Annotated in this window: 26 protein-coding genes; 15 read left to right on the plus strand and 11 right to left on the minus strand. The window is 63.3% G+C overall.

Features of this window, described 5'->3' with window-relative positions; translation table 11 throughout:
* The first annotated feature begins 27 nt into the window (after positions 1 to 27).
* From AVTE2539_RS19635 to AVTE2539_RS19650, 4 genes are all read left to right on the plus strand, one after another.
* The gene (locus AVTE2539_RS19635) at positions 28 to 1,038 is read left to right on the plus strand and encodes a TRAP transporter substrate-binding protein (protein WP_284413211.1); all 1,011 of its coding nucleotides are present in this window, start codon (positions 28 to 30) and stop codon (positions 1,036 to 1,038) included.
* A 129-nt stretch (positions 1,039 to 1,167) separates the two neighbouring features.
* Positions 1,168 to 2,976, plus strand: a complete 1,809-nt coding sequence (gene edd / locus AVTE2539_RS19640; protein ID WP_284413212.1) for a phosphogluconate dehydratase — start codon at positions 1,168 to 1,170, stop codon at positions 2,974 to 2,976.
* On the plus strand, positions 2,973 to 3,644 hold the full coding sequence (eda, locus tag AVTE2539_RS19645) for a bifunctional 4-hydroxy-2-oxoglutarate aldolase/2-dehydro-3-deoxy-phosphogluconate aldolase (protein ID WP_284413260.1): 672 nt from the start codon (positions 2,973 to 2,975) through the stop codon (positions 3,642 to 3,644). The genes edd and eda overlap by 4 nt, the downstream gene beginning before the upstream one ends.
* 595 nt (positions 3,645 to 4,239) lie before the next feature.
* Positions 4,240 to 4,680, plus strand: a complete 441-nt coding sequence (locus AVTE2539_RS19650) for a pyrophosphatase (RefSeq protein ID WP_284413213.1) — start codon at positions 4,240 to 4,242, stop codon at positions 4,678 to 4,680.
* A gap of 8 nt (positions 4,681 to 4,688) precedes the next feature.
* On the opposite strand, the gene AVTE2539_RS19655 is transcribed toward AVTE2539_RS19650, so the two are convergent.
* The 5 genes from AVTE2539_RS19655 to AVTE2539_RS19675 all read right to left on the minus strand — a co-directional run bounded on the left by AVTE2539_RS19655 (position 4,689) and on the right by AVTE2539_RS19675 (position 11,056).
* Positions 4,689 to 5,609 carry a hypothetical protein gene (locus AVTE2539_RS19655; RefSeq protein WP_284413214.1) on the minus strand — a complete coding sequence of 307 codons (921 nt, stop codon included), beginning with the start codon at positions 5,607 to 5,609 and terminating at the stop codon, positions 4,689 to 4,691.
* A complete protein-coding gene (locus tag AVTE2539_RS19660; RefSeq protein ID WP_284413215.1) occupies positions 5,606 to 7,564 on the minus strand; it encodes an ORC-CDC6 family AAA ATPase in 1,959 nt (652 codons plus the stop codon). The genes AVTE2539_RS19655 and AVTE2539_RS19660 overlap by 4 nt, the downstream gene beginning before the upstream one ends.
* Positions 7,564 to 8,460, minus strand: coding sequence for a phosphoribosyltransferase-like protein (locus AVTE2539_RS19665; RefSeq protein ID WP_284413216.1), 897 nt, complete (start codon positions 8,458 to 8,460; stop codon positions 7,564 to 7,566). Before AVTE2539_RS19665 ends, AVTE2539_RS19660 begins: the two co-directional genes overlap by 1 nt.
* A gap of 11 nt (positions 8,461 to 8,471) precedes the next feature.
* Positions 8,472 to 9,743, minus strand: coding sequence for an N-6 DNA methylase (locus AVTE2539_RS19670; protein ID WP_284413217.1), 1,272 nt, complete (start codon positions 9,741 to 9,743; stop codon positions 8,472 to 8,474).
* Between the two features lie 401 nt (positions 9,744 to 10,144).
* Positions 10,145 to 11,056, minus strand: coding sequence for a LysR substrate-binding domain-containing protein (locus tag AVTE2539_RS19675; RefSeq protein WP_284413218.1), 912 nt, complete (start codon positions 11,054 to 11,056; stop codon positions 10,145 to 10,147).
* Between the two features lie 147 nt (positions 11,057 to 11,203).
* Between AVTE2539_RS19675 and AVTE2539_RS19680 the strand changes: the two genes are divergently transcribed.
* The gene (locus AVTE2539_RS19680; RefSeq protein WP_284413219.1) at positions 11,204 to 12,487 is read left to right on the plus strand and encodes an MFS transporter; all 1,284 of its coding nucleotides are present in this window, start codon (positions 11,204 to 11,206) and stop codon (positions 12,485 to 12,487) included.
* Positions 12,488 to 12,563: 76 nt separating this feature from the next.
* Here AVTE2539_RS19680 and gloA read toward each other — a convergent pair whose 3' ends face one another.
* Both gloA and AVTE2539_RS19690 read right to left on the minus strand, forming a co-directional pair.
* Positions 12,564 to 12,980 carry a lactoylglutathione lyase gene (gene gloA, locus AVTE2539_RS19685; RefSeq protein ID WP_284413220.1) on the minus strand — a complete coding sequence of 139 codons (417 nt, stop codon included), beginning with the start codon at positions 12,978 to 12,980 and terminating at the stop codon, positions 12,564 to 12,566.
* Positions 12,977 to 13,528: a PaaI family thioesterase gene (locus tag AVTE2539_RS19690; protein ID WP_284413221.1), complete on the minus strand. Its 552-nt coding sequence runs from the start codon at positions 13,526 to 13,528 to the stop codon at positions 12,977 to 12,979. The genes gloA and AVTE2539_RS19690 overlap by 4 nt, the downstream gene beginning before the upstream one ends.
* Positions 13,529 to 13,578: 50 nt before the next feature.
* Between AVTE2539_RS19690 and AVTE2539_RS19695 the strand changes: the two genes are divergently transcribed.
* From AVTE2539_RS19695 to AVTE2539_RS19705, 3 genes are all read left to right on the plus strand, one after another.
* Positions 13,579 to 14,034, plus strand: coding sequence for a MarR family winged helix-turn-helix transcriptional regulator (locus AVTE2539_RS19695; RefSeq protein WP_284413222.1), 456 nt, complete (start codon positions 13,579 to 13,581; stop codon positions 14,032 to 14,034).
* 64 nt (positions 14,035 to 14,098) lie between these two features.
* Entirely contained in the window at positions 14,099 to 15,406 is a 1,308-nt protein-coding gene (locus tag AVTE2539_RS19700) for an MFS transporter (protein ID WP_284413223.1), read from the plus strand.
* Between the two features lie 98 nt (positions 15,407 to 15,504).
* Entirely contained in the window at positions 15,505 to 16,863 is a 1,359-nt protein-coding gene (locus AVTE2539_RS19705) for an MATE family efflux transporter (RefSeq protein ID WP_284413262.1), read from the plus strand.
* A gap of 292 nt (positions 16,864 to 17,155) precedes the next feature.
* Here AVTE2539_RS19705 and AVTE2539_RS19710 read toward each other — a convergent pair whose 3' ends face one another.
* From AVTE2539_RS19710 to AVTE2539_RS19720, 3 genes are all read right to left on the minus strand, one after another.
* On the minus strand, positions 17,156 to 18,883 hold the full coding sequence (locus tag AVTE2539_RS19710) for a S8/S53 family peptidase (RefSeq protein WP_284413224.1): 1,728 nt from the start codon (positions 18,881 to 18,883) through the stop codon (positions 17,156 to 17,158).
* Positions 18,884 to 19,087: 204 nt separating this feature from the next.
* Positions 19,088 to 19,234: a hypothetical protein gene (locus AVTE2539_RS19715; protein ID WP_284413225.1), complete on the minus strand. Its 147-nt coding sequence runs from the start codon at positions 19,232 to 19,234 to the stop codon at positions 19,088 to 19,090.
* A gap of 6 nt (positions 19,235 to 19,240) precedes the next feature.
* Positions 19,241 to 19,528, minus strand: coding sequence for a helix-turn-helix domain-containing protein (locus tag AVTE2539_RS19720; RefSeq protein ID WP_284413226.1), 288 nt, complete (start codon positions 19,526 to 19,528; stop codon positions 19,241 to 19,243).
* 218 nt (positions 19,529 to 19,746) lie between these two features.
* Here AVTE2539_RS19720 and AVTE2539_RS19725 point away from each other — a divergent pair, with 218 nt between their 5' ends.
* From AVTE2539_RS19725 to AVTE2539_RS19755, 7 genes are all read left to right on the plus strand, one after another.
* A complete protein-coding gene (locus tag AVTE2539_RS19725) occupies positions 19,747 to 20,697 on the plus strand; it encodes a ParA family protein (protein ID WP_284413227.1) in 951 nt (316 codons plus the stop codon).
* Between the two features lie 21 nt (positions 20,698 to 20,718).
* Positions 20,719 to 22,521 carry a ParB family protein gene (locus AVTE2539_RS19730; protein WP_284413228.1) on the plus strand — a complete coding sequence of 601 codons (1,803 nt, stop codon included), beginning with the start codon at positions 20,719 to 20,721 and terminating at the stop codon, positions 22,519 to 22,521.
* A gap of 75 nt (positions 22,522 to 22,596) precedes the next feature.
* Positions 22,597 to 23,049, plus strand: a complete 453-nt coding sequence (locus AVTE2539_RS19735; RefSeq protein WP_272552886.1) for a hypothetical protein — start codon at positions 22,597 to 22,599, stop codon at positions 23,047 to 23,049.
* Positions 23,049 to 23,318: a hypothetical protein gene (locus tag AVTE2539_RS19740; protein ID WP_284413230.1), complete on the plus strand. Its 270-nt coding sequence runs from the start codon at positions 23,049 to 23,051 to the stop codon at positions 23,316 to 23,318. The genes AVTE2539_RS19735 and AVTE2539_RS19740 overlap by 1 nt, the downstream gene beginning before the upstream one ends.
* Positions 23,319 to 23,321: 3 nt before the next feature.
* On the plus strand, positions 23,322 to 23,915 hold the full coding sequence (locus AVTE2539_RS19745) for an STY4526/YPO1902 family pathogenicity island replication protein (RefSeq protein WP_272552882.1): 594 nt from the start codon (positions 23,322 to 23,324) through the stop codon (positions 23,913 to 23,915).
* Positions 23,916 to 23,927: 12 nt separating this feature from the next.
* A complete protein-coding gene (locus tag AVTE2539_RS19750) occupies positions 23,928 to 24,530 on the plus strand; it encodes a hypothetical protein (RefSeq protein ID WP_284413233.1) in 603 nt (200 codons plus the stop codon).
* The gene (locus AVTE2539_RS19755; protein WP_272552878.1) at positions 24,527 to 26,485 is read left to right on the plus strand and encodes a hypothetical protein; all 1,959 of its coding nucleotides are present in this window, start codon (positions 24,527 to 24,529) and stop codon (positions 26,483 to 26,485) included. The genes AVTE2539_RS19750 and AVTE2539_RS19755 overlap by 4 nt, the downstream gene beginning before the upstream one ends.
* A 7-nt stretch (positions 26,486 to 26,492) precedes the next feature.
* Here the strand turns inward: AVTE2539_RS19755 and AVTE2539_RS19760 are convergent.
* The coding region (locus tag AVTE2539_RS19760; RefSeq protein ID WP_284413235.1) for a hypothetical protein at positions 26,493 to 26,689 on the minus strand (197 nt) is incomplete at its 5' end.

Here is a 26,689-nt window from a genome sequence, read left to right on the forward strand (position 1 = left end):
CAGCGCTTTCAATACAAGGAGACAAGCATGCGCATCCGTTTCGCTCTCGCCGGCCTGGTGGCCGCACTGGTGGCCGCCGGGGCCGCCCAGGCCCAGGATTTCAAGCCGCGCCTCGTGCGCTTCGGCTATGGCCTGGTCGACGACTCCAACCAGGGCCGCGCGGCGCGCCTGTTCGCGCAGGAGGTCGAGAAGGCCTCCGGTGGCAAGATGAAGGTGCGCACCATCGGCAACGCCGCCCTGGGCTCCGACACCCAGATGCAGCAGGCGCTGATCGGCGGCGCGCAGGAGATGATGGTGGGCTCCACCGCCACGCTGGTGGGCATCGTGCCCGAGATGGCCGTGTGGGACACGCCGTTCCTCTTCAACAACGTGAAGGAGGCCGACGCCGTGCTCGACGGCCCCGTCGGCGAAAAGGTCAAGGCCAAGCTGGAGCCCAAGGGCATGGTCGGGCTGGTCTACTGGGAGAACGGCTTTCGCAACCTCACCAACAGCAAGCGCCCCGTCAACAAGCTGGAAGACCTGGGCGACATCAAGCTGCGCGTGATGCAGAACAACGTGTTCCTGGACAGCTTCAAGGCCCTGGGCGCCAATGCCGTGCCGCTGCCGTTCTCGGAACTGTTCACCGCCCTGGAAACGCGCGCGGTCGATGGCCAGGAGAACCCGTTCAACACGGTGGTGTCCAGCAAGTTCTACGAAGTGCAGAAGTACCTCACGGTGACCAACCACGTGTACAGCCCCTGGATCGTCACCGTCAGCAAGAAGTGGTGGGACACCCTCTCCGCCGCGGAAAAGAAGGTGCTGCAGGACGCCGCCGTCAAGAGCCGCGACTTCGAGCGCAAGGACACGCGCGAAGAAGCCGCCAAGGCCCTGGCCGACCTCAAGACCAAGGGCATGCAGGTCAACGAACTGCCCGGCTCGGAAGCCAACCGCATGCGCGAGAAGCTCGCCAGCGTGAACACCGGCATCGCCAAATCGGTCGGCCAGGAAACCTGGGACGCGGTGAACGCGGCCGTCAAGCAGGCGCGCAGCGCGCAGTAACCCGGTACGCATGGGTTCGCCCCGCGGCCACGGGCCGGGGCGGGCCGACACATGCCCTTTGCCTACAGACGGAGCGGCCTGCGGGTTTACCATGGGCGCTCCGCCAGCCCGTTGCCAACACCCGCCAGCATGCCCATCCACGACACCGTTGAAGCCGTTACCCGGCGCATCCGCGAGCGCAGCGCGTCCACCCGCGCCGCCTACCTTGCCCAGCTCGAAGCCCATGCCCACCGCGACCGCGGCGCCGACCGCCTGGGCTGCGCCAACGTGGCGCACGCCTTCGCCGGCATGCCCGGCAACGACAAGCTGCGCGTGGTGGCCCAGAAGGCACCCAACGTTGGCATCGTCAATGCCTACAACGACATGCTCTCGGCCCACGCGCCGCTGCAGCACTACCCCGATCTGATCAAGGACGAGGTCCGAAAGCACGGCGCCACGGCGCAGGTCGCCGGCGGGGTGCCCGCCATGTGCGACGGCGTCACGCAGGGCACGCCCGGCATGGAGCTGAGCCTGTTCAGCCGCGACGTGATCGCCATGGCCACGGCGGTGTCACTGAGCCATGACGTGTTCGACGCCGCGCTCATGCTGGGCGTGTGCGACAAGATCGTGCCCGGCCTGCTCATCGGCGCGCTGCAGTTCGGCCACCTGCCCACCGTCTTCGTGCCGGCCGGGCCCATGACCTCCGGCCTGTCGAACAACGCCAAGGCCAAGGTGCGCGAGCAGGCCGCGCAAGGCCTGGTGGGCCGCGCCGAACTGCTGGCCGCCGAATCCGCCGCGTACCACAGCGAAGGCACCTGCACGTTCTACGGCACCGCCAACAGCAACCAGATGCTGCTGGAAGCCATGGGCCTGCACGTGCCCGGCACCGCCTTCATCAACCCCGGCCAAGTGCTGCGGCAGGAGTTGACCCGCGAGGCCGCACGCACCGTGCTCGGCCCCGCGTGCCCGCCCATCGGCAAGGTCATTGACGAGCGCGCCATCGTCAACGCCATGTCGGCCTTGCTCGCCACTGGCGGCTCCACCAACCACCTCATCCACTGGGTGGCCGTGGCGCGTGCGGCCGGCATCGTCATCGACTGGGACGACTTCGCCGCGCTGTCGCACGCCGTGCCGCTGCTGGCCCGCGTGTACCCCAACGGCAGCGCCGACGTGAACCAGTTCCAGGCCGCGGGCGGCCCGGGCTACGTGCTGCGCGAACTGCTTGACGCCGGCCTGATGCACGAAGACGTGCTCACTGTGCGGCCCGGCGGCATCCGCGAATACACCCGGCTGCCCCATGGCGACGCGGACGGGCGCCTGGGCTGGACCGACATCGGCGCCAGCGGCGACGACGGCGTGCTGCGCCCGGCCACCGCGCCGTTCAGCGCCACCGGCGGCCTCAAGCTGCTGCAGGGCAACCTGGGGCGCAGCGTGATCAAGGTCTCTGCCGTACCGGAAGACCGCCACGTGGTCGAGGCGCCCGCCGCCGTGTTCGGCTCGCAGGCCGAACTGCAGGCCGCCTTCCAGGCCGGGCAGCTGGACCGCGACGTGATCTGCGTGGTGCGCTGGCAAGGCCCGCAGGCCAACGGCATGCCCGAGCTGCACAAGCTGACCCCGCCGCTGGCCGTGCTGCAAGGCAAGGGCTACCGCGTGGCACTGGTGACCGATGGCCGCATGAGCGGCGCATCGGGCAAGGTGCCCGCCGCCATCCACGTCTCGCCCGAAGCCAACGCCGGCGGCGCGCTGGCGCGGGTGCAGGACGGCGACGTCATCCGGCTGGACGCCGTGGCAGGCACGCTCGACGTGCTGGTCGATGCCGCCACCTGGCAGGCCCGCACGCCCGCCGTGCTGCCGCCCGCACAGGCCGAAGACAACGCCCACGGCTGGGGCCGTGAACTGTTTGCCGGATTCCGGCGCAACGCGCTCAGCGCAGAAGAGGGAGCCTGCTCGTGGCTGTGAACGACGACGACACCAACCAGAACCACGGCAACGCGGCCTTGACCGCCGTGCAGGTCATGCGCGACGCACCGGTCATTCCGGTCATCGTGCTCAACGATGTGGCCCACGCCGTGCCCATGGCCCGCGCCCTGGTGGCTGGCGGCATCCGCATGCTGGAGGTGACGCTGCGCACCCCGCAGGCCCTGGCCTGCATGGAAGCCATCGCCCGCGACGTGCCCGAAGCGGTGGTCGGCGCCGGCACCGTGCGCAGCGCGGCCGATGCCCAGGCCGCCGCCCGTGCCGGGGCCCGCTTTGCGGTGAGCCCGGGCTTCACTCCCGCGGTCGGCCGCGCCTGCCGCGACCTGGGGCTGCCGCTGCTGCCCGGCGTGGCAACGGGCAGCGAAATCATGATGGCGCAGGAAGAGGGCTTCCACGCGCTAAAGTTCTTTCCCGCCGTTCAGGCCGGTGGCCTGGCCATGCTCAAGGCGTGGCAGGGGCCGTTCGGCGATGTGGTCTTCTGCCCCACGGGTGGGATCCAGCCGGGCAATGCGGCGGAGTTTCTGGCGCTGGGGAATGTGGCCTGCGTGGGCGGGTCGTGGCTGGTGCCAGGGGATGCGCTGGCGCAGGGGGACTGGGCGAGGGTGACCGAGTTGGCGCGGGGGGCCGTGGCGCTGCGCGCGAAGGTTTAGTCGAAGGGGCGGCTGGCGCTGATGGGTAGGTGCTCGCCGCTGTCCCAAAAACAGTCGGAGGGTGGCGGTTTATTTTTGATCGCCGTAGCTATCTCCGTATCCGGCAAACAATTGCCGCCACGACAGCGACCAGTTGGGTGCTAGCAATTGCCACGGCTTCTGATCAGCTGGTTTAGGCTGGTTGCCGTCGTTCTCCTCAGAAGTTCGAATGACTGCTGTTGCCGAAAGCAGTCATGGCACCAGGACTTTCGAGAAGGTCAGCTCTACACCTCAAAGCTGCCACTGGAACCTGACGATCACCAAGTGACTGCTTTGCCGTGTGCTGACCTGGTGCTATCGCTGCGAAGCCGCCGGCCAACCGAAGGCGGAAAGAGGCTGGCTGCTGCCATTGAGATTTGGCGCCCAATGACCGCTAGCGTTAGCACTGATCAGTCTTTGGATCCCAGGATGGGCTGACCGCAACACTTTCTGGTCCATCAGGTGGCATTTGCGATGGCCTTCGTCATTGGCTGCAGACCAAAAAAGCCGCCGATGCATTAAAGTTCGGCAGTCCTGTCAAATACATGAGTCCGTCAGGCGTTGTAGGAAAAGCAGAATGAGCGACCTATCCTTTGCCAAACGCATCGCCTTAATGAACGCGATGTACAAGCTGCCGGCTCAAGATACCCCTGTTCTTCCGGCTGACCCGGCAGATCGCTTGCGTAAGTTCAAGGCAACGCTTCTTGACGAGGTTAATGAAATTGATGACATCGTCGCGGCCTGCGAGCGCAATGCTGAACCGATCGATGTCATGGTCGCGATTGCTGACCTGCTGGGCGACGTCATCGTTTACTGTCGCTCGGAGGCTCTCAAGTTCGGGCTGCCGCTCGAAGATGTACTGGCTGTCATCATGGACAGTAATGAAAGCAAGCTTGGCGCAGATGGCAAGCCCATCTATGACGCGAATGGCAAGTTCCTTAAAGGCCCGAACTACTGGAAGCCCGAGCCCAAGATCAAAGAGCTGCTGCAGGCAGCTATTGCCGGTGCGAAGGACTGACAAGGCCCTTAGGGTTCTGCTTCGGACGGGACTGCCTCGCTGCGGTCAACCGTCACCGTGAAACGGTGCCAGAGGTCGGTCCCGGTGGAGCGCTTCTTCTTGCGGCGGGGATGGTCGAACAATAGGCCGACTTGTTCGGGATACACGCTAGCGAAGATCGCAGATGCAATGCCGCATGGCTTAGGTCCAATGGGCGCGACGAACATGCGCTTGTCCTCGCTCAATGCTGCACGTGTGCGCTCCAGACATTCGAACGCAGCTTCTGGGTCATTTGCCGCGCAGTAGTCCAACTGCAGCCCGTGCTGGACCAGCGCGGGCAAGTGCGGAATGATGGCGTCGAGCTCCCACCCGGGGTGATAGGCCGGGATGCCGAAGACCAGCTTGACGTCTTTAGAGGCGATCATCTGGTGCTCTTCAAGCGCGCGGTCGAGCCGCTCTGGCTCGAATCCCAGAAAGAATACACCTGCTTCAACCTCGTCGCTGGTGAGGTCGACAATTGCGTTGGGGATCGGCGCATAGCCGCGGGTCGGCTCGGATAGCATGAACTGATCTCCGCCAGGACTCACACGCTGGTACTGGGCGGGCTCTACGTAGATGATATTCACCGAGGTAGCGCCGCTGGCTAGTAAGGCATTGGTGGCGCAGAACAGCTCCGCAAAGCCCAGCGTGGTGGCCTCGAGCACCACCTTGTCACGATCGAAGCCACTAAGCATTTCCGATGCCAAGTCGCTGGATTTGGTTTCGGTTCCCACTGTCAGCGACATGTCGTCGACGCCGTACCCGAGCAGCACTCGCGCCGACTCTGGCACACAGCCGCAGGCCAACTGCCCGCGATCATCAAGCTGCTCGCCGTGCAGTAGCACCATGTTTTCAGGAAGTTGGAGTTCGGCCGCGCTGGTGCCAGATCTCGAGAAGAATTTGACCTTCATGACAGGAGCAGGCCGAGTTGCACAGCATCGGCATCGGACAACTGACGCGCCAGACCTCGGGCCAATTCCCGGTAGTCCGTCTCGTTGCCCATGATGAGCATGTGGAACTGCTCCACAGAGATTTCCAGCTTGCGCTTGCGGCGGTAACTTATCTGGAAATATGGCGCGTAGATCGGGTTAAGCTGGTAGTCGACGATATCCAAACCGACGCCAGACTTCGACTTGGTCTCCTGTTGCTCGACGAGGATGCCAAAGCGCAGGGCCTCAGCGATGAAAGCGTGCTCTTCGGCCTGTAGCGCCCGACCTCCGGAATTGATCGTGAACTGATTCTGTTCGGGTTCGCTCATCGCCGGGCTTGCCTGCAGTGCCCGGAAGATGCTTCCCAACCGCAGCACAAAAACCCGCAGCTGTTCGCCCAGGCGACCGAAAGTTCGGATTTCCTTTATCAGCTGCTCCGAAGCGTCGTAGGCAGCGCGACACTGAATGTCAACGGAATACGGCGCTTCCGGCTCGTCACGCAGGTCTGCGACTTCGAGGGTCTTGTAGCAAAGAATCAGGAAATTGCGGAGGTTGTTGTTGGCCATCGTGGCCAGCGTGTCAAAGCCGCTATACAGCGGGCATTCCCGGGCGAACGGGCGGTACAACTCCAAGATAGAGCCGAACAAATTGTTGTGTACCCAGGTAGTGTCGAACGAGCCCTTGCCCTCCGCCGAAAAGCGATGCAATTCCGCCAACACTTTCTCTGGGACCAACGTCTCGCGGTTGAGCAACGCCGGAAGCGTGACCAGGGCCTCAGGGGCCGCACCCTCGAACAGGAATTCATGAGCCGAGAGCTTGCTTGCGCGGTCTTTCAGCGCCTTACTGATCTTGCGGGTCAAGATGTCTTTGAGAGCAGGCTCCCGCAATGCGCTTGCGGCGATCTGCTTGTCCGACATTTCGGGAAAGTGCTTGCGCATTATCCCGATGACTTCCTTTTGATAGGACGGTCCCTGGCGTTCCGCGAGACGGTCGTGAGACCGGACTATGTCGAGGCGAGGACTGGTTGCGAGGCTCGCGGCAATGTCCAAGTTGCTAAGAAACACCTCAGCAAAGAACGTGGTCGGTTTGCTAGCCTCCAAGAATTTGTCGAGATCCAGGAGCCGGTAGTCGTGCGTGGCGTTGATTGACTCAGGTCCGGACGTCTGGTTATCCGATGGGTGCTCCTTAGAAGTGAAGCTGACGATCAGCGGACGCTGGCTGTGCTTCAAAAATGCGTTGAGCACATGCCTCTGGTACGGCACCAGGTTCTCGACCTCATCGACATATACAAAGAGTGACAGCGTCGCCAGTTCCGGCAGTTCGCGCAGATCGCCGATCAGCGACAAGACGAAGTGGCGGCCGGGGGGCAGCACCGGGCGCGCCATGGCTTTGACGTTGGAGACCCAGGTGGTGAATTTGCGCCTCAGCGACTCCAGATACCGGAGCAGGTCACCCGCGCCGGTTGGTGCGCCGTCCATGTAGTCCCCAGCGCTCAAGAAGGCCAACGACGCCAGCTTCGCCTCGTCAAGTTCTTGGAAGGCACTCTGCGCAATGGTTTTTGCTGCATGCAGCAGCTCGATCGCGATCACCAAGCCAAAGTAGCTCTCAAATACGACGCTCCATTCGCCCTCCTCAATGCCGCGATGGTTGAGCGAGCTGCAGAACTGCGTATCAACGCGCCAGTAAACACCGACGTGGTCGATCTCGCTGGCCGGAATCTGTTCGCGGCGCTTCGAGAAGGCCGTGTGATAGTCGAAGTACTTCAGCAGCATGGTCTTGCCGCAACCACGCTTGCCCGTGATGAAAACGGACTTCGTCGCGGTCGTCAACGCAAGTTGATCGAAATAGGGGGGGATGAAGAACTCCCCCCAGACGTCGGCTTCATGCTCCTCGGCACGCGTCTTGGCCAACAGGGAAGCGTCGATTTGCATGGTCATCAGGTTCCCCTATCGACGAGTGGCTGCCACGTACGGGAGGTGTCCCAAAGCAGTTGAATGGAATCGTCCGGTACGCCGTGCTCAAACGCGATGAGTGCGCCAATATCACCATAGCCACCAGCACCGTTTCCCTTCTCGAAGGGCTGGTTTCGCCTGTGGACTTCAGCGTATACGTCGATCGGCGACGTCTCATATCGCCATTGCCCCGTTTCCACCCACCTCTGGCAGAGGGACGTAAAGCACATCTCGGGCGCCAGCAGTTCGCCGTAAAACATCGGAATAGTTGGAAACTCGTCCTTGAGCGCCTGGCAGGCCGTCTTATGCGCCATAGATACGGCGATGGCTACGCGCCGCTGAGAAAAGTCGATATCCCAATTTCTCAGGAAGGTGCACAGCTGCACCCCCGTGTAGGTGCCATCGTCGACCACGATGAACCGTTCGTCAGGCGTCAGCACATTGATTTCAGAGGGAAAATGCTTCTCGATCCGATAGCGCTGATTGACCAGGCGGGCCATCAGCTCGCCGCTCTTACCGGGAGGCACAAAGCCGCGGGTGGCCAGCGACGGCGGACCGCAGGAAATGCTTAGGCCCGTGCTCCCCCTCAGCGCGTCTCCCCAGGCAACCTCACCTTGCGATCCCTGCTGTTCGACGAAGTGAATCGTCGCCTGTTTGAGGGCCTGGCGCATCGACGAAAGGAGCTGCTCGTTAGTACGAAATATCAGGTTGCGCAAGATCAGCCAGGCGAGCGTTTTCTCGGCCTCAGACTGGAACTGCTTGACCCACCGCTTGATTCGTTCGATGTTCAGAGGCGCTCGCACGCCCGTGCGGCTAAGCAAGTGAACGGCACGCTCGACAGCGAGTTGATCGAAGCCATCGAATTGAAGATTCTGAGACATCGTCGGAACCTTCAGAAGTGAATGTCGAACAGATTGCTCTTCGACATGAACCTCGCGGCGACGCCGTGGGCTGCAGAACCGAGGGCTAGTCGGCCCATGTCGCTTTCCAGAAAACGGTAGAGCCTTTCACGATAGCTGTCCGTTGCGCGCAGCGCAAAGATGCAGTCGCTGATCACGCAAGGCCCATGGACCACGAGAGCGACCTGATCCGAAAGCGACCGGCCAACGCGAGCAATCAAAATGTCCCCTGGTATGGCGAGTCGGGCATCATGAGCAACCCGCTGAGCCGTACGAGCGCCTAGCGCGAAGCGCTTTGGCACGATCCGCACAGCCTGTTCGCCCATGGGCTTCGGAAAATCCCCAAGGTGGAACACAGGCACCGGAAACGACTGTATGGCCGACGAACAGATGCTTCCTCGCACGACATCGGTCAGCGCTTGGCGAAAGGACATTGGCGACGGGCTGTCACAACTGCGGCGGGCTGGCACCGGACGTGACGCGTGGAATGCGAAGTCGAGTCGCTTGACAGCGGCGTCCTGACCGATTTGGATCGCCGCGCTGAGCCGGCCGTCGGCCCCCATCTGTTTGAGAGAGACTTCGCCGGTTTCACCCGCGCTCTTGGTTAACACAGCGAGATAAGTCTGCGCCTCGGTGCCCTTGAACACCCCACGCGGAAGCTGGACGACTTGCTGAACGAAGTGTTGACGCAACAACGTCTGCCGGACGCGGCTGAACCGTTCCGCCGTCACCAGCCCGTCAGGAAGGATCAGGCCGAGCTTGCCGTTGTTGCGCAGCAGCCGCAAATTCTGGGCAAGGAAGAGCAAATCTGCGCCAGCGTCGAAAAGCGAGGTAAGGGCGCCTGACAGACCCGCGTCCTCCAAGATCTTGCCAAAGTCCGCCCGCCACCTGGGCCGGATGTACGGCGGGTTGCAGACGGCAACGTCCACTGTTCCGAGCTTCAGGCCGATTCGGTCCGACAGCGCCTCGTCCAGAACATCATGGACGAAGTGGGTGTGCTTGAGGCGCGGGGAGGCGTTGCTGGCGTCCAAAGGCCTAGGCGCGCCGCAGTCGACGTCCACGGTGACAAGCTTGGCATCCTGCCAGCGTTTGGCTGCAGCGCTGCAGAGGGACCCGGCACCCGACCCCAGTTCCAGCACCAGCTTTGGCTGGGGCACCTCGATCCGCTCGATCAACGACCGACTAACCAAAGGCGAGGTGTAGTAGCGCCCCCACGGGTCGGACGTCTGACTCGGTCTAGACAGACTACTGATTGACCCTGTCATCTCTACACCCTCTTTGCAACGCCGTTCTACTTAGGAAATGCACCGACCGAGCAGCCGGTGGCATTGGTCACAAGTGTAGCGGCGCACCGTCAGCTAGACGAACTGCATTCCAAATCTGTGGCGCAAATCATGTCCGACGAAAATCATCTGGCCCGAGTACACGCGAGGGGGGCTGTGCCGTGGCGGCATGCGAACGGCAGCAGCGGCTCTGAAACCAGACATCTGACCTCGGAATTCAGGGCCGACTGGATGACAGCAAAGGGTCGCCACCGCAACTCGATGGCGCTACCGCCACAAACAGCAATCGCTGCACAGTCGACACTCACACGTCAAAGCTGAAAAGCGGTAGTGGGTCTAACCCCTCGTATTGCTCGAGACCGCTCCCCCGCGTGAATCCCATTTCAACGCACGCGCAAATGCTCCGCCAAGTGGCCCAGCAAGCTATCCACCTTCGGCAGCAGCCGCTTGCTGCGCGGCCAGACGATGTGCAGCGGTAATCCCTCCAGATCGTAGTCCGGCAGGATTGGCACCAACTGCCCTGCACGCAGCGCATCCCCTGCCAGCCAAGTCGCCAGTTGCGCGACACCCAGGCCCGCCACCACGGCGTTGAGCTGTGCCTCTCCATCGCCCACGACGATGCGGCTGTCCACCGCGCGCCGCTCGGTCGGGCCGGCTCCCTGGGAAATGAGCCAGGGGCTGGCGGCGCCGTCAGCGCGGCCGTAGGTGATCGCGTCGTGCGAGGACAGCAGGTCTTCCAGCGTGGCGGGCACGCCCTTGCGCTGCAGATAGGCGGGTGAGGCGCAGAAGATCAGGCGCTCCTTGCCGAGGAACCGGTGCCCCAGGTTGGCGGGCCAGGTGTCGGCGCCGCCGATGCGCACGGCGACGTCGATGCCGTCATCCACCACGTCCACGAAGCGGTCGGTGAACGAGACGTGCAATTGCACCGCGGGGTGATCCGCGGCGAAAGCCATGAGCCAGGCCATGACCTGGCGGCGACCGAAGGTGGCGGGCACGTCCACGCGCAGGCGGCCGGATGGCTCGGCGGTGTCGGATGCCAGTACGCGTTCGGCCGATTCGATGTCTTCCAGCACGCGCAGGCAGACCCGGTGGAAGGCGGTGCCGGCGTCGGTCAACTGCAGCTTGCGGGTGGTGCGCTCGAACAGCCGGGTGCTCAGCCGCGCTTCCAGCCGTGCGATGGATTTTCCGACGGCGGAACCGGTGAGGTTCAGCCGGTCTGCCGCGGCCGCGAAGCTGCCGGCGGCGGCGACGGCGACAAACACGTCGATGCCTTTGAGGCGTTCCGAGCTGTTCACGATGGCGGGGCACTCCAGAAGTCGATTGCAGAATTTTTCTCCATTGAATCAGGAAAAAGCATCCAACAGAAGAAACCCTGGATTGAATAAGCTGGCGGATCAGCCAGAAGAAGGCTTTTCCCATCGCCATTCCCCATCCCCATCCGTATGCCCACGCTCGCCACAGAACCCCTCACCACCGAACCCACCGGCACGAAAGCCGGGGCATCGTCCATCGTCGTGCTGGCGGTGGCCGCGTTCGTGATCGTGACCACTGAATTCCTGATGGTGGGGTTGCTGCCGGCATTGGCCCGGGATCTGGGTGTGTCCGTTTCCACGGCCGGCCAGTTGGTGACGCTCTTCGCCGTGGTCGTCATGCTGTGCGGGCCGGTGCTGACGGCGTGGCTGGGCCACATCGAGCGCAAGCGCCTGTTCGTGGCGGTGCTGGTGCTTTTTGCCGTGTCGAATGCCGTCGCGGCGATGGCGCCCAATCTCTGGGTTTTGGCGATCGCGCGCATCGTGCCGGCCCTGGCCTTGCCCGTGTTCTGGGGCACGGCCAGCGAGACCGCCGCGCAACTGGCCGGGCCGCAGCGGGCGGGGAGGGCGGTGTCGACGGTCTACCTGGGCATCTCGGGTGCCATGCTGTTCGGCATTCCGCTGGGCACCCTGGCTGGCGATGCGGTGGGGTGGCGCGCTGCCTTCTGGATCCTGGCGGCCCTGTCGCTGGCGGTGGCCGCGCTGCTGCAGATGGCCATGCCCCGCATGAAAGCCGGCCAGCGTGTGGGCTTGGCGGCGCAGGCACGCCTGCTGCGCCATCCGGCGTTCATTGCCAATGCGGTGCTGTCCGTGGTGGTGTTCACCGCGATGTTCACCGGCTATACCTACCTGGCCGAGCTGCTGGAGCAGGTGGCGCAGGTGCCTTCGTCGCAGGTGGGCTGGTGGCTGATGGGCTTTGGCGCGGTGGGTTTGATCGGCAACTGGCTGGGCGGCCTGTGGGTGGATCGCAGGCCCCTGGAGACGACGGCCGCCTTCAGCGCGATGCTGGCGGTGGGCATGGTGGCGGTCGTGTGGTTGGCGCGGCAACCCCTTGGGTTGGTCGTCGCGCTGGCGGTCTGGGGCGTGGCCAACACGGCGCTCTATCCGATCTGCCAATTGCGGGTGATGAAGTCGGCGCCGGATGCGCAGGCGCTGGCCGGGACGGTCAACGTGTCGGCGGCCAATGGCGGGATCGCGCTGGGCGCCATGCTGGGGGGCGCCAGCATTTCGCTCTGGGGTGTGGGCAGCGTGGCGCTGGCTGGCGCGGTGGTGGCCCTGGTGGCCGTGGCGGTGTGCCCGTGGGTGGCACGGCCTAGCCGCTGGAGCCAAAGCCAGGCCTGCCCGCGCGGACGGGCGGGCAGGGGCCGATGGGCCAGGAAAGCGGATCAGGCCACCCGTCCACTCGGTGGTTTTTAGATTCAGGTCAAATCGGTGCCCAGCGCATGTTTCACTAGGGCATTTCGCTATCAAAACTATAGCTATTAGCCCGCCGTCAGCGCAAACCGGTTCCCGCGCCCACGTCGTTCTTGCGTTCGATCAGCTCGATCTTGTAGCCATCGGGGTCGGTGACGAATGCGATCACCGTCGTGCCGCCCTTGACCGGCCCCGCCTCGCGCGTGACGTTGCCGCCGGCGGCCTTGATCTTTTCGCAGGCCGCATAGGCGTCCGGCACGCCCAGGGCGATGTGGCCGTAGGCCGTGCCCAGGTCGTAGCTTTCGGTGCCCCAGTTGTAGGTCAGCTCGATCTCGGCCTGGCCGGGGTTGCCGCCGTCGAAGCCCAGAAAGGCCAGCGAGTATTTGTACTCGGGGTTCTCGGACTGGCGCAGCAGTTGCATGCCCAGGACCTTGGTATAGAAATCAATCGAGCGCTGGAGGTTGCCAACGCGCAGCATCGTGTGGAGGAATCTCATGCCCGCGATTGTGCCGGCATCTCGAAGACCAGGCACGTCGTCGTGGCGTGGGCGTAGAGCGTGCCGTCCGGTCCCACCAGCCGGGCGTCGGCGGTGGCCAGCTGGCGGCCGCAGTGGATCACGCGGCCTTCGGCGCGCACGCGCGGCACCTTGGGCGTGAGGGCCTTGACGATGTTCACGCTCAGCTCGGCCGTGGTGTAGCCGCGCCCCACCGGCATGCGCGTGTGCACGGCACAGCCCAGTGCGGAGTCGAGCAGGGTGGCGAACCAGCCGCCATGCACGGTGCCCATGGGGTTGAGGTGGGCCGTGCCCGGCGTGCCCTGGAAGATGGCCGCGCCTTCGCCCACTTCGATGAGCGAAAAGTCCAGCGTCTTCGCGATGGGCGGATAGGGCAATTGGCCGGCCAGCATGGACTGCATGACCTCCAGCCCGGTCTTGCCGGCAATCTGCGCCGGCGTGGCAACGCCGGCACCGGGCCCGGCGTTCATGCGCTCCATCACGGCCTGCTCCTGCGCAAGCCACTGCACCAGGGTGTCTTCGTTCGCCATCGGCATCTCCTTGATTGCATCTGCAATTGTTGCAGATACAATCATATGCCATGGACGCACCCCAAAAACCCCGAGGCTGTACGAACCTCAAACTGCGCCAGGTCACCCGCCTGGTCACGCAGCACTACGACACCGAGGTCGGCAAGACCGGGCTGAAGACCACGCAGTATTCGCTGCTCTCGCACATCCAGAGCCTGGGCCCCGTGCGGCCGGGCGATCTGGCACGCGCCATGCGCATGGACGCGTCCACGCTCACCCGCAACCTCCGGCCGCTGCAGGACGCGGGCTGGGTGGAGGTGGCGGCGGGAGACAACGCCCGCAGCCGCAGCGTGCAGCTCACCGAATCGGGCCGAGCCAAGCGCCAGGAGGCGCAGCGCCATTGGCGCATTGCCCAGGAGGCGCTGAACGAGCGATTGGGCGTGGCGCACGTCGCAGCCCTGCACACGCTGCTCGACGAGACGGTGCGCTTGCTGGATAGCGGTGCGTCCGCTGGCGCACAGCCCTGATCGGTCTCGCCCTCACGGTATTCCCCGCAAGCACCCCACACCTTCTTCAACCAAAGGCCCGCCCATGCTGTCCCAATCCGCCGCACGCTGGCTGCAGCGCCATGGCATCCACTACGGCTGGCTGGTGGCCGGCATCACCTTCCTGACCATGCTGACGATGTCGGCGGCGCTGGGCCTGCCGGGCGCGATGCTGCAGCCGCTGTCCAAAGAGTTCGGCTGGACGACGGACCAGATCTCCACCGCGCTGGCATTGCGTTTTGCGCTGTTCGGGCTGATGGGGCCGTTCGCCGCCGTGCTGATGGAGCGCTGGGGCCTGCGGGCGGTGATGTGCCTGGGCCTCGCCCTGGTGGGCACCGGCATGGCGCTGGTCACGCTGGCCAGCCAGCTGTGGCAATTGTTCGTTCTGTGGAGCCTGCTGCTGGGCCTGGGCACCGGCCTGACGGCGCTGGTGCTGGGCGCGGTGGTGGCCAACCGCTGGTTCGTCGCACGGCGCGGCTTGGTCGTGGGGCTGCTGACGGCCAGCGCTGCCACGGGGCAACTGGCGTTCCTGCCCTTCGCGGCCTGGATGATCGAACACTGGGGTTGGCGTTCCGCCATCGCGCCGATCTTCATCGCCTGCGCGGCAGTGGGCATGCTGGCGCTGGCCTTCGTGCGCAACCGCCCGTCGGACCTGGGACTGGCGGCCTATGGCGACACGGCGCCGGCCGCGGCGACGCCCGCGCCACCCGCGCCACCCGCCATGGCGATGAACTTCGCCACGCCGTTCAAGGCATTGGCCGAGGCATCGCGCAGCGGCACGTTCTGGATTCTGTTCGCCACCTTCTTCATCTGCGGTTTGTCCACCAACGGGCTGCTGCAGACCCACTTCATTTCGCTGTGCGCGGACAACGGCATGGGCGCCGTGCCCGCCGCGTCGGTGCTGGCGATGATGGGCGCGTTCGATTTCGTGGGCACGGTCCTGTCGGGCTGGCTGTCCGACCGGTACGACAACCGCAAGCTGCTGTTTTGGTACTACGGCTTGCGTGGCCTGTCGCTGTTCTGGCTGCCGCATTCCGAGTTCACGTTCTACGGACTGGGCCTGTTCGCCATGTTCTACGGGCTGGACTGGATCGCCACGGTGCCGCCCACCGTCAAGCTGGCCGGCGCCACGTTCGGCCCGCAAAAGGTCGGTCTCGTCTTCGGATGGATTTTTGCGGCCCACCAGATCGGCGCGGCCGTGGCGGCCTGGGGCGCGGGCCTCACGCGCACGCTGCTGCTGACCTACACCCCGGCCCTGTATGCCGCGGGCGCCGCCTGTTTGCTGGCGGCAGGGCTGGTGCTGCTGATCCAGCGGCCGGCCCGGCCCGCAAAAGCCGTGGCACAGCCCGTCTGACCGGAGTCGCCATGTCTTCCACCGCCACATCCGCCTCTGCCCTGGCTTCGGCTTCCTCGGCGTCAGAGCCGCCCCCGCTGGATCCCCGCACCCGCCGCATGCTGGAGGCACCGCTGGCGCCCTTGCTGTTGCGCATGGCGGCGCCGAACGTGCTGATCATGGTGGCGCAGGCTTCGGCAGGCCTCATCGAAACGTGGTTCATCGGCCGACTCGGTACTGATGCGCTGGCTGGCATGGCGCTGGTCTTTCCCATCGTCATGCTGATGCAGATGACGTCTGCCGGCGCCATGGGCGGAGCCATCGCGTCCGCCATCGCCCGCGCTTTAGGCCGCCGCGACCTTGCGCAGGCTCAATCGCTGGCGTGGGCCGGGCTGGTGATTGCCATCGCCTTTGGCTTTTTGTTCACGGTGGGGCTGTGGTGGGGCGGGGCGGCGCTTTATCGTTCGATGGGCGGGGAGGGCGCGTCGCTGGAGGCAGCGCTCACCTATTCGCACACGGTGTTTGCCGGCGCGGTGCTGGTGTGGCTGTTCAACGCGTTGTCGGCGGTGGTGCGCGGAACGGGAAACATGGCGCTGCCAGCCAAAATCACGACCGCCGGCACGGTGCTGCTCGTGCCGCTGTCGCCAGTCCTCATCTTCGGCTGGGGGCCGATTCCCGGCCTGGGCATTGCCGGGGGCGCGCTGGCGCTGGTGTTGTATTACCTGGGCGGAACGCTGGCGCTGTGCGTGTATCTGCAATCGCGGCACAGCTTGCTGCGGCTGTCTCGCCAAGGGCTTCAATGGCGCGGCGCCTTGTTCGGCAGCATTTTGCGGGTTGGCCTCGCGGGCGCCATATCGACGCTTGCCACCAATCTCACCATTGGCATCGCCACGGGACTGGTCGGGCACTTCGGGCCGGCCGCCATTGCAGGCTATGGCACGGCATCGCGGCTGGAATACATCCTCGTCCCCTTGGTGTTCGGACTGGGGGCGCCACTGGTCACGATCGTCGGAACATGCATGGGAGCAGGGCGCCCAGACCGCGCATTGAAGGCCACCTGGTTCGGCGCGGCCGTCGCTTTTGCGATAACAGAGCTGATCGGCATCGTGGCAGCCTTGTTTCCGCATGCCTGGCTCGGCCTATTCGGGCAAGACCCTGCCATGCACGCGGCTGGTTCGCAGTATCTGCAGGTGGTCGGTCCGGTGTATGGCTTTTTCGGGTTGGGCCTGGTGCTCTACTTCGCCTCGCAAGGTGCCGGGCGCTTGGCTTGGCCCGTTGGCGGAAACATCGCCCGGTTGCTCGTGGCGGGTGTCGGTGGATGGGGGGCTCTGCATTACGGAGGAACTCTTGCGCAGGTCTTTCTGGCACAGGCAGTCGCTCTGGTGGTGTATGGCGTGCTTAATACGGCAGCGATTGCCGGCGGTGCATGGTTCGGGCGCTTGCGTTGGCCCCGGTCCGTGGCGCCATCGGCGCGTTGATTGGCGCGTTCGGCAAGACCGCTCGGTTCGCTTCGTCGGCGCAGTGAGATGGCCCTGACAGCAGGTTCACAACCATTGACCTATTGGCCGGATTGCTTTCTCCTTTTAGCCACTGCCGTCCTGGCCGCAGGTGCGGCCAGCGCGCAGGATGCGAAAAAATCCGCTCCTGCAACGGCTACCACAACGAAGCAAGTCGTCCATAAAGCACCATCAGCGTCGAAACCGTCACGCTTTGTGCACTTCTTCAGGTGCCGCCTCCTGATCGCGATGGCCGCTTTTACGGCTTTGGGGTTTAATAGCCGTAAGCCTCGATCTCGGAAAACGCTACCGATGAATAGGGATTGTAAGATTCAATAGTGATATATTGAGTATTAATTGGCCCAATTCCAATATAAATGGGAGCAGAGTCGGATTGATCCGGCTCGGTAAAGCTGCCAAGCGGTGTATCAGCAGGCTGCGCATTGGCACCCCACAAGCTGAAATACATTGGCTTTAAGTTTCCGTCATTTTGGGGAGCTGAACTTCTAATCGTCACCCTGACCCCTGTTATATATCTGACAGATCCCAAATCTAAAGTGATGCTTGTGCTGTTTGATCCGGCGTCCCAAAAATAGCTCGGATCATAAAACCTTCCATCATAAAGAGAGGCAATATTTGTATTGTGTGGCGCGTATACGGTTGAATACGGCAGTCTGCTAGGTATTGAAAAAAAAGAAGGCGACAGATACGAGACCTTTTTAATGGGCAGCCCATCGGCAAAGTGTCCAGTATTGGCCAAGAGGTTCTTTATATATGCCTCTCTCTCGATAGGCCGGGTGATTAAATTTCCGTATCGGGCCGCAATCGCTGCCACTATGGGAGCAGCATATGATGTTCCACTAGACGTGCGCAAGTTTCCAGATGGGTCTAACGAAGTGATTTCGTGAGCAGGCGCCCAAGCTTCAACACAAGCGCCCGCATTGGAGGCAAGAGCTGGTGGGTTGGTACCACCTGGCATACGACTGCCGTCTCGCTGGAGACCGCCGACTACCATGATTCCATCATTGTCTCTGGCACTTTGCTGGTGACCGTACGCATTTTCACACGCTATGCCATTATTGTTCCCTGCTGATTGCGTGAAAAATAACCTGTTGCTTGCCGCCCGAATTAATCTACCTACGGGTTGATTCCACTGAAATTCATTTGGCGTGTCCCGTCTATTCATCGACAAACTTGCGACGGCAAAATCATTAGTTGCCTCAGCCTCGTTCATTGCGGCCGTTATTCTGTCGAGAATTTGGGGTGTATGGCCTAGGCCAACACCAAACCCCTTTATGGCCATGCCCCAGTTGACCCCTCGCACACCATAGTTATTGAACAACCCTCCTACCAGGCCTGCAATAAATGTTGAGTGCAGAGTCTCGGTCGGCTCTCCTCCTGAGAGGTTATTTTGAAAGACGATATTCGCGTCATTTGCAAGAACTGGAGCGGTTAGCGGCGCATCTATCAGATAAAAATTATTGCTGGTTGACCATCCATCATTGGTATTGGTATAAGACAACGCCCAGCTAACAGTTTCATTTCCACTGATAATGTCGCCGGGGTTTGATTGAGATAAAGGGGTTTTTTGATCAAAAACTTCCTGCACCCCAGTTACAGCAGGATGCTGAAGCATTTTATCCGCTATTTCTCGCGTAAATCTAGAATTGATCGAAGGAGTGGCTACAGAAGAAATTCTATCGATTTCAATTCCATATTCAATTGCGAATTTTTCCCCGAAATTTTTAATTGCACTTTTTCGCTCTTCGAGCGTTGATTTTTCCACACCCCCTACTGCGTAATCAATGAAATCTTTTATGTAGAATGGATCCAGATAGATCAGATAATTTTTTCTGCCATCACCGGAATTCTTGCTGGCAAATGGAAGATCTGTGACTGATTTTTCGATAAATATGGGGGCCCTAGCATTTTGAGCATAAGAGACGCCATGGGCGCCCAAGATAAGGGCAGAGAGTGAAAATAAAGCCAAGCCAGTGCGCATCAATAACTCCCATCATTTATAACTATTAGAATTAGCCGCCATATACTCAGCCCGAAGCGGCTAGTCATTACTATAGTCGCTATCGCCGCATATCGGCTACTGGCGTGAGCGATTGGCCGACCTGCTAGCCGCACTGCGATGACCTTGCTGAAGCCGGAGAAGCTCAAGGTACAGCAGTGCCGCTATGGTCAACGCGCGGCGTGATCATCTGTACGAGCATCTCCGCTTGTTGGGAATACGAGCATGCTGCTGCGCACCGACGAAGACGCCAAAGACTTCCTTTTCGACTTGCTCGAATGTGAGCCAAATAATGCAGTCTTCGCGGATTCGGACGGGGGTGAGGTTGTTCATGGCAGTTCATTTATTGCGTTGAACGAGGGGCCGTGCGCAGACGGAAAAGCAATGACCACAATGAGCCATCCGTACCGACGAACGAGCGGCCATCAGGTTCCAAAGCTTGCCGCCATGGAAACACCAGCCTGCCCAGGACTCGCCGGGCAGCTCCATGCGGTTGAGCAGGCGCAGCAGCTTGTAGGCGGCAAAGGGGATGTCGTGCTTGCCGGACTGCCAGTTATGCAAAGTCCGTTCGGTGACGTGAAGAAGCTGCGCGCAGCCGGGTAGATCGAGGCCCAGGTTGCGGTACATGGTCCGGAACCGTTGAGCAAGCTCAGCGCGGGTGTCAGGGTCATGGCGACGATGCCTGCCCCTGCCACTCAAATAGATACGATGGATATTCTCAAGCACCTCTTTTGAGGGCGAATAATAATCAGATATGATTATTATTGAGATAATATAATGATGTAGTTGTTGCGATCCATCTCCTCCGCTGGATCAGGTACATAACCTGATTCAGCGAGGATTCCATGCTCACACTCACCGTCGTCGCCACCAAGGGCGGCGTAGGCAAAACCACACTCTCAGCCAACCTGGGAGGGCTGCTCGCCGATCTCGGCTACCGCGTCCTTTTGGTCGATGCGGACGTGCAGCCGTCGCTCACGCGGTATTTCAAGCTGTCCCATGCGGCAGAAAATGGCCTCACCAACATGGTAATGGGCGGCATTTTGTCCGCCGATTGCGTGAGCCATATCGAATTGCCTCCGGAGGATTTTCCGGGAGACCATTCTCGCTTGAATGTGCAGGGTGGTTTCATGCACCTGGTCGCCTCCGATACCCGCGACGGACGGCTGCAGGACTGGCTGTCCAACCGCCTGGATCGCCTGGTGCGCATCCGCATGTCGCTCGCCAGCGCCGACGTGCAGCGCGACTATGACGTGGTGATCATCGACACGCAAGGCGCCGTGGGCCACCTGCAGGATGCCGCGGTCAACGCGGCCGACATCCTGATCGCCCCCGCCTCGCCCGACATCGTGTCGGCGCGCGAGTTTGTGGACGGCACGCTCAAACTGATGGAGCGCCTGGAGTCCTCGGTGAACATGGGGTTCACCGTGCCGGCCATGAAGGCCATCATCAACCGCGTGGAACGCACCGTGGATTCGGACGCCATGTCGGGCCTTATCCGAAACCAGTTCCTGGAAATGCGCGGGCGCGTGTCCGTCCTCTCCACCACCGTGCCCAGCACGGTCGCCTACAAGAAAGCCGCAACGGCGCAAGTGCCCGTGCACTGGATCGACCCCATCAAGGCGGGCGACGTGATGCATGCGCTTCTTTGGGAATTGATCCCCTCACTCGTCAACAAGTACGCCCCGAACCACCGAGGCGAGATCGTGCAGGCCATCCGGCCAGCACATGAGTCTCCGGCCGAGCCGGAGCCCAAGGAGGAAGCCGGCCCTGCCGGCAGCACGGCATCGGCGTGAGAAGGACGGTGGTGAAACCCCATGCCTTCGCACACCCCCGAAACGCTGACGGCGGCGCAGCGGGCCGAGCGCCTGCGCCTGAGCGGTCATGATGCCGGCCCCTCCACAACACAGGACGCCACCATGAGCACCGAAACCAAGAATCCGCCCAAGGCGAGCACCAAGAACGAGAAGTACCGCGAGCAGGCGAGGGCGGCGCTTTCCTTGCCACCCTTGCGCAACGCGACGGAGGGCCTGGACCCCCGCTCCGACATGGACATGTCGTTCTCCCTGTTCTCGGTCCACGACATCGAGCCCTACGAGTACAACCCGCGCACGCAGCCCAACCCGCTCTACGATGAGATCAAGGCCAGCATCCAGGCCGATGGCATCACCAATGCGATCACGGTGACGCGCCGCCCCGGCCAGGACAAGTACACGACCTATGGCGGTGGCAACACGCGCCTGATGATCGCCAAGGAATTGTTCAAGGCGGGCGACCAGCGCTTCGCGCGACTGCACGTCATCGTGAAGGCCTGGGCGGGCCATGCGCGAACGATCGCGGCGCACCTGGCCGAGAACAAGATGCGCGGCGACATCTCTTTCTGGGAGAACGCCCAGGGCGTGCAGACCTTCAAGACCGAATTGGAGAAGGAACGCGGCCGGCCGCTCACGGCCAGCGAACTCAATTCCGAGCTGAAGGCCATGGGGTTGAATTTTGGCATCCGTGTCCTGCAGAACCTGGCGTTCGCGGTTGAGCATCTGGCGCCTGTCGGACCTTGGCTTCGCGCCACCGAAGTCAACACGGTGATACGTCCCCTGGTAGGCGCGCTACACCAGTTGGGTGAGCGGCTGGGCCGGCGCGTGGAGGCACAGCAAGCCATCCAGGAGACGCTGCATCGCCACGCCAGTTCGATGGCAGCGCAGGCTGCAGCGAAGACCTTGCAACAGCAACAGGCAGGTGGCGAGGAGAAAGCGACGCCGCCGACGCTGGATGTGCCGCTGCTGGTGCAAGACCTGCACGAGACGGTGGCCACACTGCTGAAGCTGGACGCACGGGCAGTCCCGGCGATGATCTCGGCGCTGGAGTCCGATGCGCACATTTCCGCAGAGACGTTGCGGCAGGTCAAGGTCGCGCCCCCTGCGGCCGCGCCAGTTCCGGCTCCGGTGCCGACCCCGCATCAGCCGCCGCTGGCGGGCATGCTGGCCCCCGTTCCTGCGGCCCGTGCGCCGGCACCCAGTGCCGCGCCGACTGGACCTGCCGCCAGGCCCTCCGTGCCGGCATATGCCCCCGATCTCCCTGCGCCGGTCCCCGACTCGTCCCTGCTGATCGCCGAATCCCCGAATGCCGACCTGCAGGGCCTGGTGCTGGAGCATCTGAGCAATCTCAACAACGTCGTGCCGCTGCACGACATCCTGTGTGCCGTCCAGACCATGCCCTTCGGCTATCTGGCCGATCTGCCCGAGCAGGACATCGCCCATGCCAATGGGCAAGCCCTCCCCGACGCGCAGGTGGTGCTGCGCGCCGCGCTCTGGAAGGTGCTTGCGGCCCTCTCGGGCCAGTACGACCGACGCATCACCGCCACGATCACCGACGTGAACGCATCGCGCTGGACCCAGGCAGTGGCCCGCGGTCCCCAGGGCTTCGAGGAAGCGTGCCTGGAGGCGGCGACCGTGCAGGTCCAGTCCCTGGATGGTCAGCCCGCGATCGCGCTGCCCGACCTCTACCAGGTCCTGGCCGCGCCCGACGTGGGCTTCTCGCTCACCCGGCTCATGGCCGTGATGGAGCGCATCCGGCTCAACCACCCCGAGCGATTCCTGCCCGGGTGGGAGCCGCTCTTTTGATGCGAAGCGCCTGACACGTCAGGCCTGATCCACACGCGGCACTGCAAGAAAAATCGAAGCAAAAGGAGAGGTCACATGCCCGCCACGTTCGTCCACAGCGACGGCACCGAATTCATCGCCGAGGGCCTCGCCCTCGGCATCCCCATCGATCCCCGGTTGCCCGAGGACTTCGACAGCACGCCCAATTCCACACGTCCACCGTCGCACGGCAAGTGGTGGTACTTGCCGTTCATCCGCACCGAGACCATCGAAGCCATGGATGCGTTCTACGCACAGCGCACCGATGAGCACGCACCTGCGGCAAGAGAGTTCTGGCGCGAAGGTCGCGCGACGTGGCTCGCCGCCTGGCCCTCGGGCACGCGCTACGACGTGCGGTGCCTGGATGGCGGCGCATGGGATCGATCCACGAACTGGGGATCGTTTCCGACGCTGGAGCAGGCCGTGGAGTGCGCGTTGACCCAGGGCGCGAACATGAATCGCATCGTCTGCGCGACACCCGATCCGGTCGCTGCAGGAGGGACGCTCTGATGGCGGTCGAATTCTTCCTCATTGATGCGCCGCATACGGTGCCCGTCGAACACGCGGCTTGGCAGGAGGCGCTGGCACGCTGGCGCATCGCTGCCGATCGTGTCTTCAATTGCGAGAGTTGGGACAACTCGCAGTTCGAGCGCCTGAACCATGCCGCTGTCGAGGCCAAGCAGGAGGCCGATCGCCTGGAGCAGATTGCACGCGCCGCTTGGCGCACCGCGCCGCTTGGCACACCGCCGGTGAAACCGCGCCCGGAAGGGAGCCTGTAGCCCATGCTCTCCATCACCAATCCCATGCTCAAGCGCATGCTGCTGGAGCATCTCGTGGAACACATGGATCAGGGCGGCTTCGATGCCTTGCTGGCCGCGGGCTTCGCACCCGACTTCCTCGACAGCTTGCGCCACCGGCCCGCGCGCGACCTGATCAAGATCGCGGAGACCAAGCTCGACATTCGCGTGGCACTGCCCCAACGCGCCATCGCGGACTGCCTGGATCGCCTGGACCGGCAGCGCCGCGATGCCGAACTGCGCGAATACTTCATCCGCCACGGCGCGTCCCGCCAGATGGTCTGCCAGTTCTTCAAATTGACGGCTGATGAATTCCGCGATTTGCGAGAACTGCTGGTGCCCGATGGCGTGCCCAGCGGCCGGCCCTCGATGCCGGGTGAACGGCTGCGCGACGAGATCCACCGGGTCTGGCACGACATGGAGCGATCGGGCGATCACGCGACGCAGCGCGAGCGCTTCTACGCACTGCACCAGCGGTTCCCCGATTTGCGCATCCAGGCACTGCATGCCACCGTGACCGAGTTCGACGAGGACGTGGCCACGGTCGGCGCACCCAGCAGCAACTTCGGCTCCCTCTGAAAGGAAACTCCCATGGGCGCGAACAAAGTCACCCACCTCTCCAACCGGCACGAGCGGCGCGCGCGCAGGGCCACCAGTGCCGCACCGGAAATGGCGCTCACGCCGAAGGATCTCGCGCCCATGGATGGTGGGACGGCCAGTCCACCCGCTGCCAACGACCTGCGCGGTGCGCTGCTGGGCCAGGCGGTCCTGCTCGACTGGCTTGGTCAGGCGCCCATCTCGTTTCACCGAGCCTACGTGGACATCGCCGGCGGCGTGGTGCCGGCGCTGTGGTTGTCCAGCGCCATGGCGCGCATGGTCCATGCGCCTCGGGAGAGCTTCCAAGACGACACCTTCGTGTTCGCCATGTCTGGTCAAGAGTGCGAGCAGGAAACCGGCATCAGCCGCGGGCAGCAGGAAACCTGCCGCCGGCAGCTGATCGCAGCCGGCCTGGTCTCGGAGCAGTCCGGGCAGCGCAAGCCCATCGTCTATCGCCTGCACCTGGACGCCATCGCCCGGGCCCTGATCGAGCAGGCCGAGCCGCTCGCGCAGATGCTTCATCTGCTGGAGCCGCAGGATGCGGCAATGGACTCTGGGTTACCCGCACTACCGACAGTGCGGCAAATCGCAAAGTGATCACCGGCCTTCGGCGGATCGAATCCGCCCCCGAGCAGCCCTCGTCCCACGACGCCTTGTCGCCGGACGAGGCGCTGCGCCTGCTCGCGGCCCAGGGGTTCATCCAGTTCCACCCGGCCCTGGCCGAGCGGCTGGACAACTTCAAGGCCGCGGTGTTCCTCGGGCACGCGCTGTATTGGACACGGCACCTGGCCAAGACCGGTGCGCACCGTGGGGGGTGGTTCTTCCTCACCGCCAAGCAGTGGCAGCAGGCCACCGGCCTGACGACACGCGAGCAGACGACGGTCCGTGAACTGCTGGTGCGCGAGCAGTTGCTGACCGAGCATCTGGCGGGCAAGCCCGCACGGCTGCACTTCAAGGTCAACCTGCAGCAGCTCGCCACCTGGGCCAACCTGCCGCAGGAGCATGCTGCCCCCCAGCATGGATCACCGCTGGGCTGGGAGGCGCTTGCGCCCTGGTTCGGTCAGTGCGTGAGTTTCTACCGGCCGCTGTCGGACCTCACGGGAAGCGTCGCTGGTGGTCTGTACCTGTCCTATCTTCTGCAGCAGCAGCGTCGCGCCCTGGTCGCTCGGGCGTCATGCCGAGGGCCGCAGGGCGACGGCTACTTCCGCGTCTCCCAAGAGGACATTCGCATCGCCCTGTGCCTTGGCCCCAAGACACAGCGCAATGCGCGTGATCGGCTCAAGCGGGCCGGTCTCGTCCACGAATATTCCACCACGGTCCGGCTCAACCTGGGAGCGATCATGGCCTGCCTGCAGGGCCAGGAGCAAAAACTGCTTCCCTCCAGGGGCAGGAAGCCGCAGCAAGCGATGCATCTCGTGTCGGCCCCGGCCACGGTCCCGCCCGTGCGCAAGCCAACACCCATCGCACCGATGGCACGAGCCGTTCGCCCAGTGCCGCCGGAGATGACGGCCGAGCCGTTGCGGCGCTGGTTGGCTTCGCCAAGCAAGCACGCGGCAAAGCAGTTGCCCCTGTTCGGTCCCATGGTGGCAAGTTCGGTGGCGGGTTCGATCGGCACGCAGCCCGAAGGCAGCGCGGCCAGCATCACGCCTGTCTCGCAGGTCATGCGCATGTTCGTTCCCCGGGCATCCAGCCAGGCACTTCACCAAGGCGGTTCAAATTCCGCAGGGCAAAACGCGGTCCCGCCCGCGTCCCCTCCACGTCCCGACACGCCCGAGTGTCAATCGTTTGCCCTTTTGTCGAAACTTGAATCGACAAATGCCGAAACGTCGAAACTTGAATGCCCAAACGTCGAAACTAAATTGCCGTTTTGTCGAAACCATATAAATAAGGTATTCAATAAACCTCCAACTCCTCTTACGCGCGACCCTGGGCAGCCTCGCCCTGTGGACAACTCAGCGGTAGCGCAGGACGCGGAGTGTGGTCGTGGTCGGAGGGATGAGCATTCCCAGGACTCCCGCGAAGAGACCGCCGCGCCAGCACCAGCGCCGAAGGAACCCGTTGTCCAGCCGCAAGAGGCATCGGCGCCATCGGCAGAGCCAGCCGCCGAGACAGCAGCTCCGCTGGTGATGCCAAACCGGCTGGAGGCAGAGTGGCTCGTTGGGGTGCACAAGGTCCTGGCGACGGCGCCGCAGGCCATTCGGCAGCCGCTGCTGGACGAGTTGCAAGGGCATCTGGGCAGCAACAAGGCGATCCACAACCCACCCGCCTGGCTGCACGCCCTGGTGCGGCACCACGAAAAGGGCACGCTGGTGCTGACCATGGCCGACCGGATTGCCGCCAAGCGCGAGATCGAGCGCGAACGTGCAGCAAGGCAGGAAGCCCGTTCGGCACAGGAATGCACTGCGGCGGAACAGACTGCCGCTTCCGAGCCGCACCGCAATGACTCGGACACGGCGCTGTCCGCGCGGGCCAAGCTCGACAAGTTGCGCCAGGAGCTTCGGCAAAAGGCTGGAACGACCGGCATCCGGCGGGGAAAGGCTGGGTCACGATGAGCCGGTTTCACAGAGACCAAACCTGCGGCAGAAGCACTGGTTGCCACGTGGAGCGTTTTGCACCAAACGGCACGCCGTGCCACGTGGAGCGTTTTGCACCAAACGGCACGCCGTGCCACGTGGAGCGTTTTGCACCAAACGGCACGCCGTGCCACGTGGAGCGTTTTGCACCAAACGGCACGCCGTGCCACGTGGAGCGTTTTG

The organism is Acidovorax sp. SUPP2539 (genome assembly GCF_030158975.1).
Classification (GTDB): domain Bacteria; phylum Pseudomonadota; class Gammaproteobacteria; order Burkholderiales; family Burkholderiaceae_C; genus Paracidovorax.

Coding starts and splice junctions, on each gene's coding strand:
- AVTE2539_RS19725 (WP_284413227.1), top strand. CDS start 19,747: ATGCTCACACTCACCGTCGTCGCCACCAAGGGCGGCGTAGGCAAAACC.
- AVTE2539_RS19750 (WP_284413233.1), top strand. CDS start 23,928: ATGGGCGCGAACAAAGTCACCCACCTCTCCAACCGGCACGAGCGGCGC.
- AVTE2539_RS19665 (WP_284413216.1), bottom strand. CDS start 8,460: ATGTCTCAGAATCTTCAATTCGATGGCTTCGATCAACTCGCTGTCGAG.
- AVTE2539_RS19680 (WP_284413219.1), top strand. CDS start 11,204: ATGCCCACGCTCGCCACAGAACCCCTCACCACCGAACCCACCGGCACG.
- AVTE2539_RS19715 (WP_284413225.1), bottom strand. CDS start 19,234: ATGAACAACCTCACCCCCGTCCGAATCCGCGAAGACTGCATTATTTGG.
- edd (WP_284413212.1), top strand. CDS start 1,168: ATGCCCATCCACGACACCGTTGAAGCCGTTACCCGGCGCATCCGCGAG.
- AVTE2539_RS19700 (WP_284413223.1), top strand. CDS start 14,099: ATGCTGTCCCAATCCGCCGCACGCTGGCTGCAGCGCCATGGCATCCAC.
- AVTE2539_RS19710 (WP_284413224.1), bottom strand. CDS start 18,883: ATGCGCACTGGCTTGGCTTTATTTTCACTCTCTGCCCTTATCTTGGGC.
- AVTE2539_RS19730 (WP_284413228.1), top strand. CDS start 20,719: ATGCCTTCGCACACCCCCGAAACGCTGACGGCGGCGCAGCGGGCCGAG.
- AVTE2539_RS19740 (WP_284413230.1), top strand. CDS start 23,049: ATGGCGGTCGAATTCTTCCTCATTGATGCGCCGCATACGGTGCCCGTC.
- AVTE2539_RS19745 (WP_272552882.1), top strand. CDS start 23,322: ATGCTCTCCATCACCAATCCCATGCTCAAGCGCATGCTGCTGGAGCAT.
- AVTE2539_RS19635 (WP_284413211.1), top strand. CDS start 28: ATGCGCATCCGTTTCGCTCTCGCCGGCCTGGTGGCCGCACTGGTGGCC.
- AVTE2539_RS19705 (WP_284413262.1), top strand. CDS start 15,505: ATGCTGGAGGCACCGCTGGCGCCCTTGCTGTTGCGCATGGCGGCGCCG.
- AVTE2539_RS19670 (WP_284413217.1), bottom strand. CDS start 9,743: ATGACAGGGTCAATCAGTAGTCTGTCTAGACCGAGTCAGACGTCCGAC.
- AVTE2539_RS19695 (WP_284413222.1), top strand. CDS start 13,579: ATGGACGCACCCCAAAAACCCCGAGGCTGTACGAACCTCAAACTGCGC.
- AVTE2539_RS19735 (WP_272552886.1), top strand. CDS start 22,597: ATGCCCGCCACGTTCGTCCACAGCGACGGCACCGAATTCATCGCCGAG.
- AVTE2539_RS19660 (WP_284413215.1), bottom strand. CDS start 7,564: ATGACCATGCAAATCGACGCTTCCCTGTTGGCCAAGACGCGTGCCGAG.
- gloA (WP_284413220.1), bottom strand. CDS start 12,980: ATGAGATTCCTCCACACGATGCTGCGCGTTGGCAACCTCCAGCGCTCG.
- AVTE2539_RS19655 (WP_284413214.1), bottom strand. CDS start 5,609: ATGAAGGTCAAATTCTTCTCGAGATCTGGCACCAGCGCGGCCGAACTC.
- AVTE2539_RS19720 (WP_284413226.1), bottom strand. CDS start 19,528: ATGTACCGCAACCTGGGCCTCGATCTACCCGGCTGCGCGCAGCTTCTT.
- AVTE2539_RS19650 (WP_284413213.1), top strand. CDS start 4,240: ATGAGCGACCTATCCTTTGCCAAACGCATCGCCTTAATGAACGCGATG.
- AVTE2539_RS19690 (WP_284413221.1), bottom strand. CDS start 13,528: ATGGCGAACGAAGACACCCTGGTGCAGTGGCTTGCGCAGGAGCAGGCC.